This window comes from Salinicola sp. MH3R3-1 (assembly GCF_001937155.1).
Classification (GTDB): Bacteria; Pseudomonadota; Gammaproteobacteria; order Pseudomonadales; family Halomonadaceae; genus Salinicola; species Salinicola halophyticus.
Genome location: NZ_MSDP01000020.1, coordinates 83,138 through 99,945, shown reverse-complemented (window position 1 = coordinate 99,945; position 16,808 = coordinate 83,138). Strand labels below are relative to the sequence as shown.

Here is a 16,808-nt window from a genome sequence, read left to right as displayed (position 1 = left end):
TGCACCCACTCACCTGTCGATGACACCATCATGCCCAAACGCACCAAGGCCGAAGCCGAGGCAACCCGCGAAGCGTTACTGGACGCTGCCGAGGTCACTTTTCTCGAGCGCGGCGTGTCACGAACCTCGCTCGAGCAGATAGCCCGGCAAGCCGGCATGACGCGAGGCGCGGTCTACTGGCATTTCAAGAACAAGTCCGATCTGTTCCACGCCATGCTCGATCGCGTCAAGATGCCACTGCGTCAGTTGCTGGATGATGTCGAGGATCCCGACCAGCCCAATGCGCCGCTGGAAAGCCTGCGCCTGGCGACGCTTCACGCTCTCGGGCGGCTGCAGGGCCCGCGCTCGCGTCGCGTCCATACCATCTTGCTGCACTGCAGCGAATCGGCCAGCGATGTCGACATTCTCGCGCTGCAGGACCAGCTGGCCTGCGACTGCTACGAGACAATGCTCGAGCGCTTCGAAAAAGCTCACAACACCGGCACCCTCGCCGCCAGCATCGAGCCGGAAATTGCCTGCCGCATGCTGATGTCGATGTTTCTGGGACTCATGCATGACTGGCTACGGGATCCCGAACGCTACGATATCGGTGAAATTGGACCCCGCATGATCGACACCTTCTTCGAGCGCATCAGCGTGACGCCAGCAGGCTTTCCCCGATGACCAGGACGACCTTTCCACCGATGACCAGGGCGACCTTTCGCCAATGACCACGACGACGCGGTGCGAACCGCTCGATAGGTCATGACGAAGCTCGTCGATGGCAGTGTCATCAGCACATTGTCATCGATAGAACTTTCGTCTCAATGACAGCCGATATCGCAGCGACAAGACTGTGTCGTCCTAGATTTTGCTAGGCCCTACATTCTGATCGGTCTCATATTCTGAAGGTGGCTGCATGCAATATCCCGATGGGTACATCGTCGACGACGTTCGCTTTACGTCGCTGATCCTCCCCAACGCTCAGCTCGAACGACTCTGGAGCGGCGGTCGCTGGTGCGAAGGCCCCGTCTACGACCCCGCCGGGCGTTATCTCCTGTGGTCCGACATCCCTAATGATCGTACGCTGCGTTACGACGAGTGCGATGGTCATGTCGCGGTCTTTCGCCAGCCTGCCGCCTTCGGCAACGGCCAGACCCGGGATCGAGAAGGCCGCCTGATTACCTGTGAACACGGTTCGCGCAGCGTCACGCGCACCGAGCACAACGGGCGCATCACCACGCTGGCGGATCGATTCGAGGGCCACCGGCTGAACTCGCCCAATGACGTCACCGTCAAGTCGGACGGCTCGATCTGGTTCACCGATCCCAGCTACGGTATCGACGGCGACTACGAAGGCGGCCTGCGTGACGCCGAGATGGGCTGCCACGTCTACTGCCTCACCCCCGAGCATCGACTGATCCGCGTCGCCGACGATTTCGAAAAGCCCAACGGCCTGGCCTTCTCGCCCGATGAAGCCTGGCTCTATGTCTCGGATACCGGCGCCACCCATCGCGATGACGGCCCGCGCCATATTCGTCGATTTAGGGTCGAATCGGATCATCGTCTTTCAGGCGGCGAGGTTTTCGCCGTTTCGTCGGACGGCCTCTTCGACGGCTTTCGTCTCGATCTCGCCGGCAACCTGTGGACCAGCGCCGGCGACGGCGTGCACTGCTATGCCCCTGATGGCACCCGACTCGGGCGCATCGTGATCCCGGAGACCGTAGCCAACGTCTGTTTCGGCGGCATCAGCCGTAACCGGCTGTATATCTGCGCCACCACCTCGCTCTATGCGCTGCATCTCAATACCCGGGGCCATGACGTGCTGGGTGAACCGGTTGGCCCCTCGGACATTCGCGCTCCCGAGCGGTGATACGCCGCTGCCGGGAGGCAAAAAAGAACATCGGCGACATGGATGACAGAAAAAGACTCAATGGCACGCCGAGCCGCCTTACTCGGCCAGGGCCCGGTCCACGGCTCGCTGCACGCCGCCGAGATAACCCCGTCCAAACAGATATAGGTGGTTGAGTAGCGGATAGAGCTGGAACAGCGCCTCGCGACGTTCCCAATCCACGGGGCGATCGCCATCCCAGTAGGCCTCGAAAAAGGCCTCTCCCGGCCCGCCGAACAGGGTCAACATGGCGACATCCACCTCCGGATAATGGCGATAGACCGCCGGGTCGATGATCGCCGGCCCAGCGGGCGTGAACAGCACATTGCCCGACCACAGATCACCGTGGACCAGGCAGGGCGGCGTATCGGGCAACCACCCTTCCAGCGATTCGGCGAGGCGCTCGATACGCGCAGCCAGCTGGGCGTTCAGTGCCCCCTGTTCGCAACAAAGCGTCACCAATGGCAACAGCCGGCGTTCGCGCTGGAAAACCCGACCATCCTGCAGCGGCGCATTGGGCTGGGGCGTCAGCCCGCAGGCGTTGTCTCGTGGCCAGCCATGGCCCGCCTCGGCATCCCGGGAATCCTGGTGCATCTGACGTAGCCCTTCACCCAGCGCGGCGCCATCGCGCTTCCCCGTGTCGTCCAGCGCCGGCATGACCAGCAAGTCATCATCCTGCGCCAGCACCGCGGGCACGATGAGCAGACGACAGGCCGACTGCAGCGCCCGCAAGCCGTCCGCTTCACCGGCTACGCGCTCTGGCGAATCCCGCTTGACGATACGCGGCGTCCCGCCCTCGATTCGCCAAAGCCCCGCCCCGCTGTCACCGCCGGAGAGCGGCGTCAGACCACCGTCCGTCGACACGTCAAGCGCCGCGAGTCGTCGTTTCAGCGTCTGCGTCATGATGGGTCTCCTTCTTTACGTCTTCGCCATCGCTGGGTACGACACGCTCGTCACGAGGACTCTCCCTGCCACGGCCTCGGTTGAGCGCCTGCTGAAACAGCGACTGCAGTTCGGCCATGGCCGCCTGTTCGGTCGCCATCAGCTGCTCGGTGTCATTGCGATGGGCGTAAGTGTCCTTGAGCAGTTGATTGTCGAAATCGCGGAACGTGCGCACCGCATTGATCGCATTGGCACTGGGGTAGCCCAGCCCCTTGAGCACTTCGACGCTCATCTCCATGCTCGAGGCGAACGTCTCGCGCACCACGCTATCGACCCCGACCTCCATCAGCTGCCAGGCGTGATGACGGTTACGCGCTCGTGCATAGACCGTGAGATGCGGAAAGTGGGTCTTCGCCAGCCGTGCGATGGTCAGCGCGGCACTTTCGCTATCCACCGCGATGACCAGCAGGCGCGCCTTATCGATGCCGGCCGCGCGCAGTAGATCCAGCCGGGTCGCATCGGCGTAGAAAATGCGCGAGCCGAAGCGGCGAATGAACTCGACCTGAGTGATATTGGGATCCAGCGCGGTGAAATTGATCTCCTGCATCTTGAGCATCCGCCCGACCATCTGGCCAAAACGGCCAAGCCCCGCAATGATCACGGGCGGCGTGTCGTCGCCGAAGTCGGTGTCGTAGGGGCGGCTCTCCTTGAGCCGATTGCCCAGCCTTTCCCCCAGTCGATACAGAAAAGGCGTGGCCGCCATGCTGAGCGTGACCGCCGCGATACACAGACTGGCAATGCGCTGGTCGATGACCCCGGCGGCCACCGCGGCGGTCAGCAGCACGAAGTCGAACTCTCCGCCCTGGGCAATGATCGTCGCCAGCCGGGGAATTTCCGGGCGCGGCAGCCGCGTCAGCAGCCCGATAATCGCCAACACCGCGGTCTTGGCCAGCGTCATCGCTACGGCCAGCCCTACCACCAGCAGCACGTTGTCCAGTACCAACGTCAGATTGACCGACATGCCGACAGCGATGAAGAAGAGCCCCAGCAGCAAGCCCTTGAACGGCTCGATATTGGCCTCGAGCTCGTGGCGATACGGGGTATCGGCCAGCATGACGCCACCCAGGAAAGCGCCCAGCGCCATCGACAGGCCCGCCCACTGCATCACCAGCGCCATCGCCAGCACCAGAAACAGCGCGGCGGCGGTAAAAATCTCGTGAACGTCGCTGCGCGCGATCAGCGACAGCACGCGGGGGAACACCAGCCGCCCGAAGGCAATGGCGGCGATCACCACCCCGATACTGCGCGCGATGACCCAGCCGTCGTCCGGGCTGGCGTCGGCGCGACCGGCCAGAAACGGCAACAGCGCCAGCAGCGGTATCACCGCCAGATCCTGGAACAGCAGCATGGCGAAGGCGCTCTGGCCGTGCGGCGTTGCCAGTTGGCGACGTTCGTTGAGCACCTGCAGCGCGAAGGCGGTCGACGACAGCGCCAGCGTCAGCCCCAGAAAAATGGCGATACTCGGCGGCAGGCCCAACAGCAATCCGATCGGCATCAGCAGTGCCGCGCAACCCGCCATCTGCAGCGTTCCCAGCCCCAGCAGGCGCTTGCGCATCGACCATAGCCGCCGTGGCTCGAGTTCCAGCCCAATGATGAACAGCAGCATGACCACGCCGAATTCGGAAAAATGCAGAACGGTTTCCGGTTCGGACACGAAGCCGCTGATCGAGGGGCCTGCCAGCAAGCCGATACAGAGATAGCCCAGAATCGATCCTAGACCGAGGCGTTGGAACAGCGGCACCGCGATGATCGCCGCACCCAACAGCACGGCCGCTTCGTTGAGAAAATCCATCTCGCTCGTACCCTCGTTGCCGCGACGCGTGCCGTAGTGGAACTCGCCATCGTGGGCCTTCTATAAACTCGAACGGCTCGAACGGCTCGAGCGCCGCGCGCTATCGACTCAATCGACCTCGGTCTTGAATGGCAGACGCAGGCGACACTGTTCGAAATAGGCTTGGACGTGACGCCGCTCCTCGCGGCAGAACTCATCGACGGCATCCCGAAACCCCGGATGATCGAGATAATGCAGCGAACGACTGATGACCGGCGCAAAACCGCGCGTGAGCTTGTGTTCCCCCTGAGTGCCGGGATCGAATCGAGTCAGACCTCGCTCGAGGCAGTGCTCGATGCCTTGATAGTAACAGGTCTCGAAATGCAGAAAATCGGCCTCGACCTCGCTGCCCCAGTAGCGGCCATAGAGCGTCCCATTTCCGTCGGGACTCCGCCCCTCGAGTCCTCGTCCTTCAAAACACAGCGCCGCCGCCACCGCCCGCTCGCCGACGCTGGCACGAACCAGCACCAGGGCATCGGCCATACCGTCGCGCAGACGGGTGAAGAATTCCAGACTGAGATAGGGCCGCTGCCCCCGCTCCAGATAGGTCATGCAGTAGCAGCGATAGAACTGGGCCAGCGCGTCGTCGTCGATCCGGGGGCCGGTGAGCCGATCGAAGACGAACCCCTGCTCGGCCAGCTTGCGACGCTCGCGCCGGATCTCCTTGCGCTTGCGCGAACTCATCCGGGCCAGAAACCCCTCGAAGTCGCCGAAGTCATCGTCTTGCCAGGCAAACTGCACCGCCTGTCGCTCCATCAGCGGCGCGTCGAAAGCGGCCTGCCAGTCGTCGACCTCATCGCTGTCGGCAAACAGCAGATGCCAGCTCTGGAGCCCGGACTCACGAATCACCGCCCCCAGCGCCGCGATGACCGCGCGCCGATCGGCATCCTCGGCGATCGCCAGTCGCGGCCCCGTCGCCGGCGTGAACGGTATCGCCGACAACGATTTGGGGTAGTAGTCGCCGCCGGCTCGCTCCCAGGCGTCGGCCCAGGCCCAGTCGAAGACATACTCGCCGCGAGAGTGATGTTTGGCGTAGCGCGGCAACACTGCAACCGCGCGCTCCCCGTCGACGACCATCAGGTGATCCGGCTCCCAGCCAGTGGCCGTATCGGCGCAGCCACACGCTTCCAGAGCCGCCAGAAACTCATAGCGCAGGAAAGGATAGCGATCGCCGACGACACCGTTCCAGCGCGCCGCACTCGTGTTGGCAAGACTGCCGATATTCTCGACCCGCAACACCATGTTGCTCTCCTGTTTTCCGCTGCCGGCCTGTGCTCTAGGTCGTCAGATCAAAGCGATGACAATGTGGATAACATCCTGGGCCGAAAACTTCGAGAGCCGCGGGCAAGCGTGCGATACTCTGTCCATGCCCAAGGTCCATAGTCCATAGCCCAGGACCGATAATCCCAGGTCGACAATCCAAGATCGCGAGACGCTTAGCCCGATGACATTCGCCTCTGCCCCTTCCGGCCAACCTAAGCCACCGCCGGCGCCGACCAACATCATGGCGCTGGTTGCCTTCGCGCTGAGCGTGCTGGGGACGCTGGTGCCGCCGGCGGCACTCGGTGGCGTCGTCTGCGGGCACCTGGCTCGGCGGCAGATTCGCCGGAAACAGGAGTCGGGAGACAGCTGGGCTCTCGCCGGTCTGATATTAGGCTACTTGCTGATCTTGCTATCGCTGGCCGGTCTTTTATTGTTCGGGGGTTTCGTCGCGGCGATGTTCGGTGTCATGGCCTTCCTTTAGCGGACCGAGGGACGAAAGCCGTACCGATGAACGAAAGCCATAGCGATGGCCCGACCCGTACCCATGGAAGAACGCTTGCCGGGCTGCCGATCGCGCCCTTTGCTAACGCTGATGATGGATTTTCATGCTGACTTCGCTTCTCGACAACGATTTCTACAAGATCACGATGCAGAACGCCGTGATCAAGCGCTTCCCTTACGCGCAGGCGCGCTACGCCTTCATCAACCGCGGCGATCATGCCTTTCCCGCAGGCTTCGGCGAGGCGCTACGGCATGAAGTGGACGCGATGGTCGACCTGGTCCTGACCGAAGCCGAGAAGCAGTATCTGGAAGTCACCTGTCCTTACCTCGATCCGACCTACCTCGATTTCCTGGCCGGCTTTCGCTACAACCCGGCCGAAGTCATCATCGAGCAGACGGGCAGCGAGCTGTCGGTGACCATCGACGGGCTCTGGTATCGCACCATCCTGTGGGAAGTCCCGCTGATGGCGTTGATCAGTGAACTCTGGTATCGCCTGCGCGGCGTGGAGCGTGACGACGACGCAACGGTGGAGGCGCGCACCCGTGACAAGATCGAGCAATACCAGCGGATGGGGCTGAAAATCGCCGAATTCGGCACGCGACGCCGGTTTTCCTTCGAGGTTCATGACCGCGTGGTCGGTGCGCTGCGCCGTCACGGAGGCGAGGCGTTCAGCGGCAGCAGCAACATGCTGCTGGCGATGCGCCACGGGGTCAAACCCATCGGCACCCACGCTCACGAGTGGTTCATGTTCCACGGCGCACGTTTCGGCTTCAAGATGGCCAACAGTCTGGCGCTGGAGCACTGGGTCGACGTCTATCGCGGTGATCTCGGCATCGCCTTGACCGACACCTTCACCACCCAGGCCTTCTTCGAAAGTTTCGACAAGAAATTCGCCAAGCTCTTCGATGGCGTGCGCCACGACAGCGCCGATCCGATCGACTTCGCGGCCTCGACCATTGCCCACTACGAGAAGCTGGGAATCGATCCGCGGAGCAAGACGATCATCTTCTCCGACGCGCTGACCCCGGAAAAGGTCGAGCGAATCCAGGCGTTCTGCCATGACCGTATCGGCATGGCCTTCGGCATCGGCACCAATTTCACCAACGATGTCGGTGTCGAGCCGATGAACATGGTGGTCAAGATGGTCGAAGCCAGGCCGGAAGGCCAGCACTGGCTGCCCGTGATCAAGCTGTCCGACGTGCCGGACAAGCACACCGGCGACCCGGAGATGATTGCCCTGGCCAAACGCGTACTGGCCCTGAGCCGCCCCCACGACTAGACACCGACCAAGACCCCACGAAAAAGCCACGAACCCGATCGTTCGTGGCTTTCTCTCTTCTTCTGCCTTACTCGTAGCTCGTAGCTCGTAGCTCGTAGCTCGTAGCTCGTTCGCCAGTCTACTGATTCAGCGCTTCGTCCAGCGTCAGCAGCGCGGCCTGCCAGGAGGCGGCATCCGCGGCGGCATTGTAGCCCAGCGGCAGATCGTCCTCCTTGGCCAGCTTGTCAGCATCAGGATTGGTGAAAGCATGCTTGGCGCCGGGATACTGGACCACGCGTACATCGGCGCCGTCCTGGGTCAGCGCCGATGCCATGCTATCGAGCGCATCGGGGTCGACCAGCGTATCGTCCTGGCCGTTGTAGATTCGCACCACCCCATCGAAAGGTTGCGGGCTGGAAACCACCTGGGTCGGGCTGCCGTGGAAGCTGATCACCGCATCCAGGGGCATGCCGGCCAGCGCCATGTTCATCACCACGCCACCGCCGAAACAGTAACCGATCGCTGCCATGCGATCCTCACGCACCGCGGGGTGCTTTCGCAGTGCCGACATCGCCGCTTCCAGCCGCGCCCGCGCAGACGGCCAGTCCTGCATGACCTGACTGGAGAACGCCTTGGCATCGGCGGGATGCTGGGCCACCTTGCCATCGCCGTACATGTCGACCGCCAGGGCGACGAACCCCAGCGCGGCCAGCTGGTCGGCCTTGTGCTTCATGTAATCGTTGAGACCCCACCACTCATGCACCAGCAGCACGCCCGGGCGGGGCTGATCGTCGCTGGCGTTGTAGGCAAGGTAACCCTGGTAGGTCTGACCGCCGGTGGAGTATTCGAAGGTCTGTCCCTGGACGTGGGGCCCCTCGACCTCATCGGCCCACGCCGATACGCTTATCAGGCTAAGCAGCGAGGCCAGCAGTAGTCTTCCCATCGTCGTTCTCCTTGTTCGACTGGCTTGGCCAAGGCTTTCGATTGGCCTGGCGCGAGGATTGGTCGCTTTTTTCTTCATGGCGCCTGCTGTACACGGTCTCTTCCGTTGCGCTTGGCGGCTTTGACACCCGCCTCGGCGCGCGCCAGCAGGGCTTCCGCGGACTCATCCGCACGGCGTTCGGCGACCCCAAGACTAACCGAGAAAGCCAGCCAATGACCATGAAACTCCACTCGGGTCGAGGCGAACCGCCCGCGTAGCCGCTCCGCGATGGCAGCGCTCTCCTGCAGCGACTTGCCGCTCAGCAGCAGCGCGAAGGTATCGTCTTCCAGCCTTCCGAAACTGAAACGCTCCTTCAGCGTCGCCCGACACATCTCGCCGATGCACGAAAGCACGAGATCACCGCCTTCGCGTCCCCAGGCGGCGTTGATATCGCCAAAATGATCGACGTCGAAGACGATCAGCGTGAACCGGGCGGTGGCATCGCCGCTCGAGAATGCATGGCTCAACAGGCCCATGAAAGGCTCTCGATTGAGGGCCGACGTCAATTCATCCGTGGCAGTGTACGCATCCCACTGCAGCGACTGTTGCCGGCGCTGGGTGATGTCCCGCGCGACGGCGATCCAACCCGGCATCTCCGAAGACGTCAATGTCAGCGCCGCGGGTAACGGACACGGCGAGAAATGGATCTCAAACCAGCGGTACCCGCGATCCCGGTGCCTCAACCTCAGCTCCAGCATCTTCGAGGTCGCCTCGGCCGCGCCCTCCGCCAGTAACCGCCGAACCCGCGAGCCATCCTCGGGGGCCATCAGGCCGAACAGTGAACTCGAGCGCAGCGATGCCACGGCGATGCCGAGCATGCCCTGGGTATTGCCCGCCACGTCGCAGCAGTTGAGATCCTCGTCGAGCGCCATGATCACGTCGTCGCTGTAATCGAGCAGTGCCTGGAGGGACAGACTTTCGCTCGCGACGGGTTCGATCTTTTGCGGCAACAGGAAACCCACCAGCGCGACCACCGCGCCGTCGGCATTGCGCAGGATGCTGAGGCTGTCGTCGACCTCGCACTGCGAGCCATCCTGCCTTTCCACCACGTAGGAGAGCCGCGCCGCATGATCGCCGCGCGCCAGTGCCTGCTGCAGCTGTTCGAGTAACGGCCAACGCTCGGGCTCGGGAATCTGGGCCAGCCATCGGTCGGGCTGAGACCAGTAATCCGCCGCCTGGCGCTGACCCAACGTGCTGATGGAATCGGCGAGGAAGTGGAGCTCGCCCAGCCACCACGCCGAATCGGTGACATAGGCCGTGCCCGGCAACGATTGCAGCCAGTGCTGCGCTTCCGCACTCAAACTGCCATCGGCATGCACGAAGGCGTTCAGTTGACCCATGCACTCCGGCCTCATCTAGCCGCAGTACCATGACGCGCGGCTGGGTGATAAAACGAAATCGCGTCAGCGTGAGCCGACACGACGTTGATTCAGTTCCGGCGAAACGAACGTGGCATCTTCGAGCGATGCCCCCGTGTCGTTGCTCTTGCGCTCGGCTTTGGTACCGTGGCCTGTAGAACGGGCACGGCCACAGGCCTCGGCCAGTTGACGCAGCTCGTCGCGCGTCAATTCGAAACGCTGTATGCCCGACTGCTCCTGCCAGATCACGAAAATCACCGGCACGGCACGCGACTGATCGACACCGACGATCCGGCCGCGGCGCTCTGTTTCGGGTTCGTGGATGGTCTCGCCGATCAAACGATGCGCATTGATGATGTTGTCCTGCATGACGCCGCCGACCTCTGTGCGTAAATGAAACGATGCGTGGATGAAATGATGCGTAGATAAAATACGCGTGAATAAAAATGACATTCGTTCAGCGCTACATTAGAGGGTCGGCCCGGCAAGTCCAAGCCCGCAAGCACATTTGCCCAGCTTACACGCTCTATCGACACCTGATCGAACGACTTGAGCGCAAATCAGGCATGACTTCGGCGCTAAGGGACACGATTTCGGGATTCTACGAACCGGGCCACAGGCTCAGGTCAAACCGCACAATCACGGGCAGCAGGCGAAGCGCTCGCAGCAGAAAAACTGCGGGAAAAAGAGATAAAGTAGCAGAAGGGATGACACAGCAGAGGAAAAGGTCACGGAGCACGGACTGCGCCATGCTCGCACGGAAAACGACATCGGGCGACAGCCATGCTGTCGCCCGATGTGTTCAGATCCCGGATCCGTCCGAAATCAGCTGGCAGCCTGCATTGCCAGTGCGGTATCCAACATGCGGTTGGAGAAACCCCACTCGTTGTCATACCAGGCCATGACCTTGACCAGACGCCCGTTGACGCGCGTGTGGTTGGTGTCAAAGGTCGACGAGTTGGCATCATGGTTGAAATCGATCGAGACCAGTGGCTGCGAGTTCACCGCCAGCACCGCCGACTTGGCAGCCGCTTTCTCGACGATCTGGTTGATCTCTTCCTTGCTGGTATCGCGGCCGGCGGTGAAGGTCAGATCCACCAGCGACACGTTGATCACCGGCACACGAACCGCCAGGCCATCGAGCTTGCCGTTCAGCTCTGGCAGCACGATACCGACGGCCGCGGCGGCGCCTGTCTGAGTCGGGATCATCGACTGGGTCGCGCTACGCGCCCGGTACGGATCCTTGTGATACACGTCCGAGAGGTTCTGATCGTTGGTGTAGGCATGCACCGTGGTCATCAGACCGCTCTCGATGCCGACCCCTTCCTGCAGCGCCTGTGCCACCGGCGCCAGACAGTTGGTAGTGCAGGAAGCGTTGGAGACGACGCGATGCTCGGGCTTGAGCACATGCTCGTTGACCCCGAATACCACCATGGCATCGGCGTCACCGCTGGGCGCGGAGATCAGCACACGCTCGGCGCCGGCTTCGATGTGCTTGGCGGCAGCGTCACGCTTGGTGAACAGCCCCGTGCACTCCATCACCAGATCGACGTTCAGCGATTTCCAGGGCAGCTGCGCCGGATCGCGCTCGGAGAGGATCCGGATGCTATCTCCGTCTACGCTCAGAGTATCGCTATCGTGAGTGACCTCGAATCCAAAATGCCCGTGGACGCTGTCGTGACGAAGCAAATGGGCATTGAGCGCCGGATCGCCCAGGTCGTTGACGGCGACGACTTCGATCCGATCCCGATAGCCGTTTTCATACATGGCACGAAGCACGTTACGGCCGATGCGGCCGAATCCATTGATGGCGACACGCAATGTCATGGTGCTCTCCTCTTGGTGACGTAATTCGAAAGTTCAGCTGCGTGGCATAGCCGCGCCCTCGTGGCAGCCTCTCTAGGCAAGCGCTGTGAAAGCCTGAAACGTCAGGTTCTGCTAGCGCCTGCATTGGCAGACACCTGGGCGACGCCGGATCGAGCGCCAAGCTCGATCACCGTGGAGCTCGTGAACAGTCTAGAACACGCAGTCTAGAACATTGCCGCATGAAAAAATATTACTCCGAAAGACTAATACAAAAGGCTCATTCGCGAACAAATGCGATGTTTTTTTGGTAAGTTTACCAAACAAACCTGACAGCTCGATGAGGCACACCATGAAGCTCAATTCTACAGTCGACCGTGTGACGCGACGCATCGAGGAGCGCTCAGCCGATCGTCGCCGCCTCTATGAAGAACGCATGCAGCAGCAGCATCGTCGCGGCGTTCATCGCGCCGAGCTCTCCTGCGGCAACCTGGCGCATGGCTTCGCCGCCTGCAACGCCGGCGACAAGAACAGCCTCAAGCTGATGAACAGCACCAACATCGGCATCGTCTCCTCCTACAACGACATGCTGTCGGCGCATCAGCCTCTCGAGCAATTTCCCGCACTGATCAAGCAAGCCGCCCGCGGCATGGGCAGCACCGCCCAGTTCGCCGGCGGCGTGCCGGCCATGTGTGACGGCGTGACCCAGGGCCAGCCGGGCATGGAGCTGTCGCTGTTCTCCCGCGACGTGATCGCCATGTCGACGGCGGTGGCGATGTCGCACAACATGTTCGACGGTGCACTCTATCTTGGTGTGTGTGACAAGATCGTGCCAGGACTGTTCATCGGCGCGGCGCGCTTCGGCCATCTGCCGGCCGTGTTCGTTCCCGCCGGGCCAATGCCGAGCGGCCTGCCCAACGCCGAGAAATCTCGTATCCGCCAGCTCTATGCCGAAGGCAAGGTCGGACGTGACGCGCTGCTGGAAGCGGAGTCGGAGTCCTACCATAGCGCCGGCACCTGCACCTTCTACGGCACCGCCAACTCCAATCAGCTGATGCTCGAGATGATGGGCCTGCACATGCCGGGCACTTCCTTCGTCAATCCGGGCACCCCGCTGCGCGACGCGATCACTCGTTTCAGTACCGAACAGGTGATCCGCAACAGCGATCAGGGCGGTGACTATCATCCGTTCTACAAGCAGATCGACGCCCACGCCATCGTCAACGCCATGGTCGGACTGCTCACCTCCGGCGGTTCGACCAACCACACGCTGCATCTGGTGGCGATGGCTGCCGCGGTCGGCCTGACCATCACCTGGGACGATTTTGCCGAGCTGTCGACGGTGATCCCCGGGCTGACTCGCATCTATCCCAACGGCCAGGCTGACGTGAATCACTTCCATGCCGCCGGCGGCGTCAGTTTCCTGGTGCGCGAACTGCTCTCGGCGGGCTTGATGCACGCCGACGTGCGCACCGCCTTCGGCACCGACATGAGTGCCTACACCCAGGAGCCGTTCCTCGATGGCGATCGTCTGATATGGCGCGAAGGCACGCAGCAGAGTCTCGATGAAGACGTGTTGCGACCGGTGACCCGACCGTTCTCGTCCACCGGCGGCCTCGCCGTGCTCGACGGTAATCTGGGCCGCGGCGTGATCAAGGTGTCCGCCGTCAAGCCGGAGTTTCGCCGGGTCGAAGCGCCGGTGCGAATCTTCGATGACCAGAGCCAGGTCAGGGCCGCGTTCGAAAGCGGCGAAATGGACCGGGACATCATCGTCGTCGTGCGTTTCCAGGGGCCGCGCGCCAACGGCATGCCGGAGCTTCACCAATTGACACCGTTTCTGGGCGTGCTGCAGGATCGCGGCCACAAGGTCGCGCTGGTCACCGATGGGCGAATGTCCGGTGCCTCTGGTAAGGTACCCGCGGCGATCCACGTCACGCCGGAGGCGGTCGACGCAGGCCCCCTCGCCTATCTGCGCGATGGAGACAGAGTGCTGTTAGACCCCGACAACGGCGTGCTCGAAGCTCTCGTCGATGCCGAAACCTGGGCACAACGGGAACCGGCGTCCTGCGATCTGGATCATTATCATCATGGAATGGGTCGCGAGCTGTTCGCCGGTTTCCGCCAGCTGGTCGGTGGTGCCGAGGAAGGCGCGGCTACCTTTGGCGGCTTCGAGGCCGCCGACTTGCCCGGAGGGCACAAATGACCACTCCCGCCCTGATCGGCGACATCGGTGGAACCAACGCGCGCTTTGCCCTGGTCATGCCCGGCAGCGTCGAACTGCAGTCGATCGAAACGCTTCCCTGCACCCACTACGCAGGGCTGGTCGAGGCCATTCAGGCCTACCTGAAGAAGGTCGGCGCCGAAGCGCCCGAGGAGGCCTGCCTGGCCTTCGCCTGCCCGGTGCATGAAGACTGGGTCAAGATGACCAACAACGATTGGGCGTTCTCCAAGAAAGCGGTTGCCGAACAGCTGGGACTGTCGAATTTCAAGGTCATCAACGACTTCACCGCTCAGGCGCTCGGCATTCCGCATATCGACGACACGGATCTGGTCAAGATCGGCGACGGCGAGGCCGAGGCCCACCGCCCTCGTCTGGTCATGGGGCCCGGCACGGGGCTGGGCGTGGCCGGCCTGGTTCCCAGCCGGCGCCACTGGATCCCGCTGACCACGGAAGGCGGCCATGCCACCTTCGCCCCCACCGATAAGCGCGAACGTCAGCTGCTCGGCTACTTCCGCGCCCGTTACGACCGGGTCTCGATCGAGCGCCTGCTGTGCGGCCAGGGGCTGCTCGATCTCTACTTGGCTCATGCCGCGCTGCTCAACGTCACCGCGCAGTACAATACGCCGGCCGAAGTCACCGGCGCCGCCCGTGCCGGCGATCGCGTCGCCCGCGAGGCGCTGCTGCGCTTTCTCAAGATTCTCGGCAGTTCGGCCGGCGACGTCGCCCTGACGCTAGGCTCGCTGGGCGGTGTCTACCTCTGCGGCGGCATCATTCCGCGTCTCGTCGATTGGCTGCCACGCAGCGACTTCCGTCGCGCCTTTGCCGACAAGGGCCGCCTGAGCGCCTACAATGCCGGCATCCCCACCTGGGTGGTGACCGCGCCGTGGACCGGACTGCTGGGCGCGGCGGAAGCTCTGCACAACGAGGAGGTGACATGATCCCGGATACGCTGCGGCAGTTGATCGATGCGACCGATGGCCAGCGAGAGGCCGAGTGGGAAGGCCGACGTCTTCTGCTGCTCAACGCCCAATGGGGCGAGCTTGCGATCTCGCTGCAGGGCGCGCAGGTTCTGCACTTTTTACCTTTCGCCGACGAAGCCGGGCGAGCCTCGAGCACCCGACCGGCTCCCGGCACGGAAGATGGCTGGCTGTGGGTGACGCCGACGCCGCAAGCCATGCCGGGCGCCATCCGCGGCGGTATTCCCGTCTGCTGGCCGTGGTTCGCCGACGAGTCACCGGATGGCAAGGGGCCCATGCATGGCCCCGCGCGCACGGCGCCGTGGCGTGTCGACGCCGTGGACGACAGCGTTTCCGGCAGCGGCGTCGAGATTCACCTCTCTCCTGAAGAGCGCCTGCACGACCAGCTCGTTCCCAACGTCGTGATTCATGCCAACGACAAGCGTCTGACCGTCGAATTGATGACCCGCCATGCCGGTACCACACCGGTCAAGCTGACCGGAGCCCTGCACAGTTATTTCGCCGTTGCCGATACCCATCGGTGCCGCGTCGAGGGGCTGGCGGGCGCGCGCTATCTGGACAAGCTCGAACACTTTGCCGAGCACCATCAGCAGGGCGAACTGGGCATCCGCGGCGCGCTGGATCGCATCTACCAGTCCAATCGCGCTGTGGTGCTGGACGACGGCCAGCGCCGCCTGCTGATCAGCAAACAGGGCAGCGACTCCACGGTCGTGTGGCATCCTGGCGACGGCCTACCGGACGATACCCCCGCCTCGGCCGGCTTGCGCTTCGTCTGTGTCGAAGCCGCCTGCACCCGGGTCGATCCGGTATGGCTGGTCCCCGACAGTCAACACCTGCTGTCCACCACCATCGTGCGAGAGGAACAGCCGGCGTGAGTGACGATCTGATTTTCGATTCGCCCTTCATTCTGGGCATGATGCGCCTTTACGAGCGCCCCGAATTCGACGATGTCGAAAAGTTCGCCGACTGGCTGGAAGCGCGAGTCGACCAGGGCCTGCACTGGTTCGATCACGCCGACAGCTACGGCAACCACCTGGGCGAACAGCGGTTCGGCGAGGCATTGGCCCGCCGGCCGTCGCTCAAGTCCCAGGTTCGGGTGGTGACCAAGGGTAATATCGTCCTGCCGCATCGCGACACTTCCCCGTTCGGGGTCAAGCATTACGACACTTCCGAACGTCATCTCACCCAGGTCATCGACGGTTCCCTGTCTCGTCTCGGCGTCGATCGTCTGGATCATTTCATGCTGCATCGCCCCGACCCGCTGATGGATACTGAAGCCGCGGCACGAGCACTGGACGACGCCATCGCGGCCGGCAAGGTCGGTGCGGTGGGCGTGTCGTACTTTCTGCCGGAGCAGTGGCGACGCCTGCAGGCTGCGATGGACAATCGGCTCGGCGCTCATCAGCTCAAACTGTCGCTGGCACATCCAGATGCCTTGTTCGACGGCTTCTACGACGCCGTCCTCGCCGACGGGATGGCACCGATGGCTTCGTCCCCGCTGGGGGGTGGGTCAGTGTTCGAAGACGTGCTGGGCAGCGCGCTGTCTCGACTGGCGGAACAGCTCAACTCGACCACTGCGGGGCTGGCACTGGCCTGGCTGAGACGCCTGCCGGGCAGACCGGTGCCGGTGACCGGCACGTTGGATGAAAGACGTATCGACAATCTACTGCTGAGCAGTAATCTCGAACTCGATCGCCCGACCTGGTTTGCACTGCTTGAGGAAGCTCGCAGCCACCGGGTGCCTTGATGACGTTTGATGCGGCGTCTTGCTCGACAGGCCCGGCCGACAAGACCAGATTCG

The 16,808-nt window shown here is 62.9% G+C and carries 15 protein-coding genes; 8 read left to right on the top strand and 7 right to left on the bottom strand.

Translation table 11 applies throughout. The features are described 5' to 3' along the window. Positions 1–30: 30 nt before the first annotated feature. Positions 31–663 (top strand): TetR family transcriptional regulator, encoded by a 633-nt coding sequence (locus tag BTW08_RS13475; protein WP_075563045.1) that lies wholly within the window; start codon positions 31–33, stop codon positions 661–663. 235 nt (positions 664–898) lie between these two features. Next, the gene (locus BTW08_RS13470) at positions 899–1,852 is read left to right on the top strand and encodes an SMP-30/gluconolactonase/LRE family protein (protein ID WP_075563044.1); all 954 of its coding nucleotides are present in this window, start codon (positions 899–901) and stop codon (positions 1,850–1,852) included. A gap of 78 nt (positions 1,853–1,930) precedes the next feature. On the opposite strand, the gene BTW08_RS13465 is transcribed toward BTW08_RS13470, so the two are convergent. The 3 genes from BTW08_RS13465 to BTW08_RS13455 form a co-directional block, all read right to left on the bottom strand. Next, a complete protein-coding gene (locus BTW08_RS13465) occupies positions 1,931–2,773 on the bottom strand; it encodes a fructosamine kinase family protein (protein WP_075563043.1) in 843 nt (280 codons plus the stop codon). After that, entirely contained in the window at positions 2,736–4,604 is a 1,869-nt protein-coding gene (locus BTW08_RS13460; protein ID WP_075563042.1) for a monovalent cation:proton antiporter-2 (CPA2) family protein, read from the bottom strand. Before BTW08_RS13460 ends, BTW08_RS13465 begins: the two co-directional genes overlap by 38 nt. Positions 4,605–4,712: 108 nt before the next feature. After that, positions 4,713–5,885, bottom strand: a complete 1,173-nt coding sequence (locus BTW08_RS13455) for a GNAT family N-acetyltransferase (protein ID WP_075563041.1) — start codon at positions 5,883–5,885, stop codon at positions 4,713–4,715. A gap of 202 nt (positions 5,886–6,087) precedes the next feature. Between BTW08_RS13455 and BTW08_RS13445 the strand changes: the two genes are divergently transcribed. Next, positions 6,088–6,387, top strand: coding sequence for a DUF4190 domain-containing protein (locus BTW08_RS13445; protein ID WP_246837743.1), 300 nt, complete (start codon positions 6,088–6,090; stop codon positions 6,385–6,387). 124 nt (positions 6,388–6,511) lie between these two features. Next, the gene (gene pncB / locus BTW08_RS13440; RefSeq protein WP_075563038.1) at positions 6,512–7,687 is read left to right on the top strand and encodes a nicotinate phosphoribosyltransferase; all 1,176 of its coding nucleotides are present in this window, start codon (positions 6,512–6,514) and stop codon (positions 7,685–7,687) included. A gap of 118 nt (positions 7,688–7,805) precedes the next feature. On the opposite strand, the gene BTW08_RS13435 is transcribed toward pncB, so the two are convergent. From BTW08_RS13435 to gap, 4 genes are all read right to left on the bottom strand, one after another. Beyond that, positions 7,806–8,609 carry a dienelactone hydrolase family protein gene (locus tag BTW08_RS13435; RefSeq protein WP_075563037.1) on the bottom strand — a complete coding sequence of 268 codons (804 nt, stop codon included), beginning with the start codon at positions 8,607–8,609 and terminating at the stop codon, positions 7,806–7,808. Between the two features lie 74 nt (positions 8,610–8,683). Next, on the bottom strand, positions 8,684–9,988 hold the full coding sequence (locus BTW08_RS13430) for a GGDEF domain-containing protein (protein WP_075563036.1): 1,305 nt from the start codon (positions 9,986–9,988) through the stop codon (positions 8,684–8,686). A gap of 63 nt (positions 9,989–10,051) precedes the next feature. Continuing rightward, positions 10,052–10,459, bottom strand: a complete 408-nt coding sequence (locus tag BTW08_RS13425; RefSeq protein WP_139313657.1) for a hypothetical protein — start codon at positions 10,457–10,459, stop codon at positions 10,052–10,054. 372 nt (positions 10,460–10,831) lie between these two features. Further along, positions 10,832–11,833 carry a type I glyceraldehyde-3-phosphate dehydrogenase gene (gene gap / locus BTW08_RS13420; RefSeq protein ID WP_075563034.1) on the bottom strand — a complete coding sequence of 334 codons (1,002 nt, stop codon included), beginning with the start codon at positions 11,831–11,833 and terminating at the stop codon, positions 10,832–10,834. 328 nt (positions 11,834–12,161) lie between these two features. On the opposite strand from gap, the gene edd reads away from it, so the two are divergent. Genes edd through BTW08_RS13400 form a run of 4 tightly spaced genes read left to right on the top strand, consistent with a single transcriptional unit; the run spans position 12,162 to position 16,754 of the window. Beyond that, entirely contained in the window at positions 12,162–14,012 is a 1,851-nt protein-coding gene (gene edd, locus BTW08_RS13415) for a phosphogluconate dehydratase (RefSeq protein WP_083627869.1), read from the top strand. Then, on the top strand, positions 14,009–14,968 hold the full coding sequence (gene glk / locus BTW08_RS13410; RefSeq protein WP_075563032.1) for a glucokinase: 960 nt from the start codon (positions 14,009–14,011) through the stop codon (positions 14,966–14,968). Before edd ends, glk begins: the two co-directional genes overlap by 4 nt. Further along, positions 14,965–15,882 carry a D-hexose-6-phosphate mutarotase gene (locus tag BTW08_RS13405; RefSeq protein ID WP_075563031.1) on the top strand — a complete coding sequence of 306 codons (918 nt, stop codon included), beginning with the start codon at positions 14,965–14,967 and terminating at the stop codon, positions 15,880–15,882. Before glk ends, BTW08_RS13405 begins: the two co-directional genes overlap by 4 nt. After that, positions 15,879–16,754, top strand: coding sequence for an aldo/keto reductase (locus tag BTW08_RS13400; protein WP_246837742.1), 876 nt, complete (start codon positions 15,879–15,881; stop codon positions 16,752–16,754). Before BTW08_RS13405 ends, BTW08_RS13400 begins: the two co-directional genes overlap by 4 nt. Positions 16,755–16,808: the final 54 nt, after the last annotated feature.

Bases quoted from the DNA above. Each gene is read 5' to 3' on its own strand.
- BTW08_RS13475 (WP_075563045.1), top strand. From the start codon at position 31: ATGCCCAAACGCACCAAGGCCGAAGCCGAGGCAACCCGCGAAGCGTTA.
- BTW08_RS13470 (WP_075563044.1), top strand. From the start codon at position 899: ATGCAATATCCCGATGGGTACATCGTCGACGACGTTCGCTTTACGTCG.
- BTW08_RS13465 (WP_075563043.1), bottom strand. From the start codon at position 2,773: ATGACGCAGACGCTGAAACGACGACTCGCGGCGCTTGACGTGTCGACG.
- BTW08_RS13460 (WP_075563042.1), bottom strand. From the start codon at position 4,604: ATGGATTTTCTCAACGAAGCGGCCGTGCTGTTGGGTGCGGCGATCATC.
- BTW08_RS13455 (WP_075563041.1), bottom strand. From the start codon at position 5,885: ATGGTGTTGCGGGTCGAGAATATCGGCAGTCTTGCCAACACGAGTGCG.
- BTW08_RS13445 (WP_246837743.1), top strand. From the start codon at position 6,088: ATGACATTCGCCTCTGCCCCTTCCGGCCAACCTAAGCCACCGCCGGCG.
- pncB (WP_075563038.1), top strand. From the start codon at position 6,512: ATGCTGACTTCGCTTCTCGACAACGATTTCTACAAGATCACGATGCAG.
- BTW08_RS13435 (WP_075563037.1), bottom strand. From the start codon at position 8,609: ATGGGAAGACTACTGCTGGCCTCGCTGCTTAGCCTGATAAGCGTATCG.
- BTW08_RS13430 (WP_075563036.1), bottom strand. From the start codon at position 9,988: ATGGGTCAACTGAACGCCTTCGTGCATGCCGATGGCAGTTTGAGTGCG.
- BTW08_RS13425 (WP_139313657.1), bottom strand. From the start codon at position 10,459: ATGTCATTTTTATTCACGCGTATTTTATCTACGCATCATTTCATCCAC.
- gap (WP_075563034.1), bottom strand. From the start codon at position 11,833: ATGACATTGCGTGTCGCCATCAATGGATTCGGCCGCATCGGCCGTAAC.
- edd (WP_083627869.1), top strand. From the start codon at position 12,162: ATGAAGCTCAATTCTACAGTCGACCGTGTGACGCGACGCATCGAGGAG.
- glk (WP_075563032.1), top strand. From the start codon at position 14,009: ATGACCACTCCCGCCCTGATCGGCGACATCGGTGGAACCAACGCGCGC.
- BTW08_RS13405 (WP_075563031.1), top strand. From the start codon at position 14,965: ATGATCCCGGATACGCTGCGGCAGTTGATCGATGCGACCGATGGCCAG.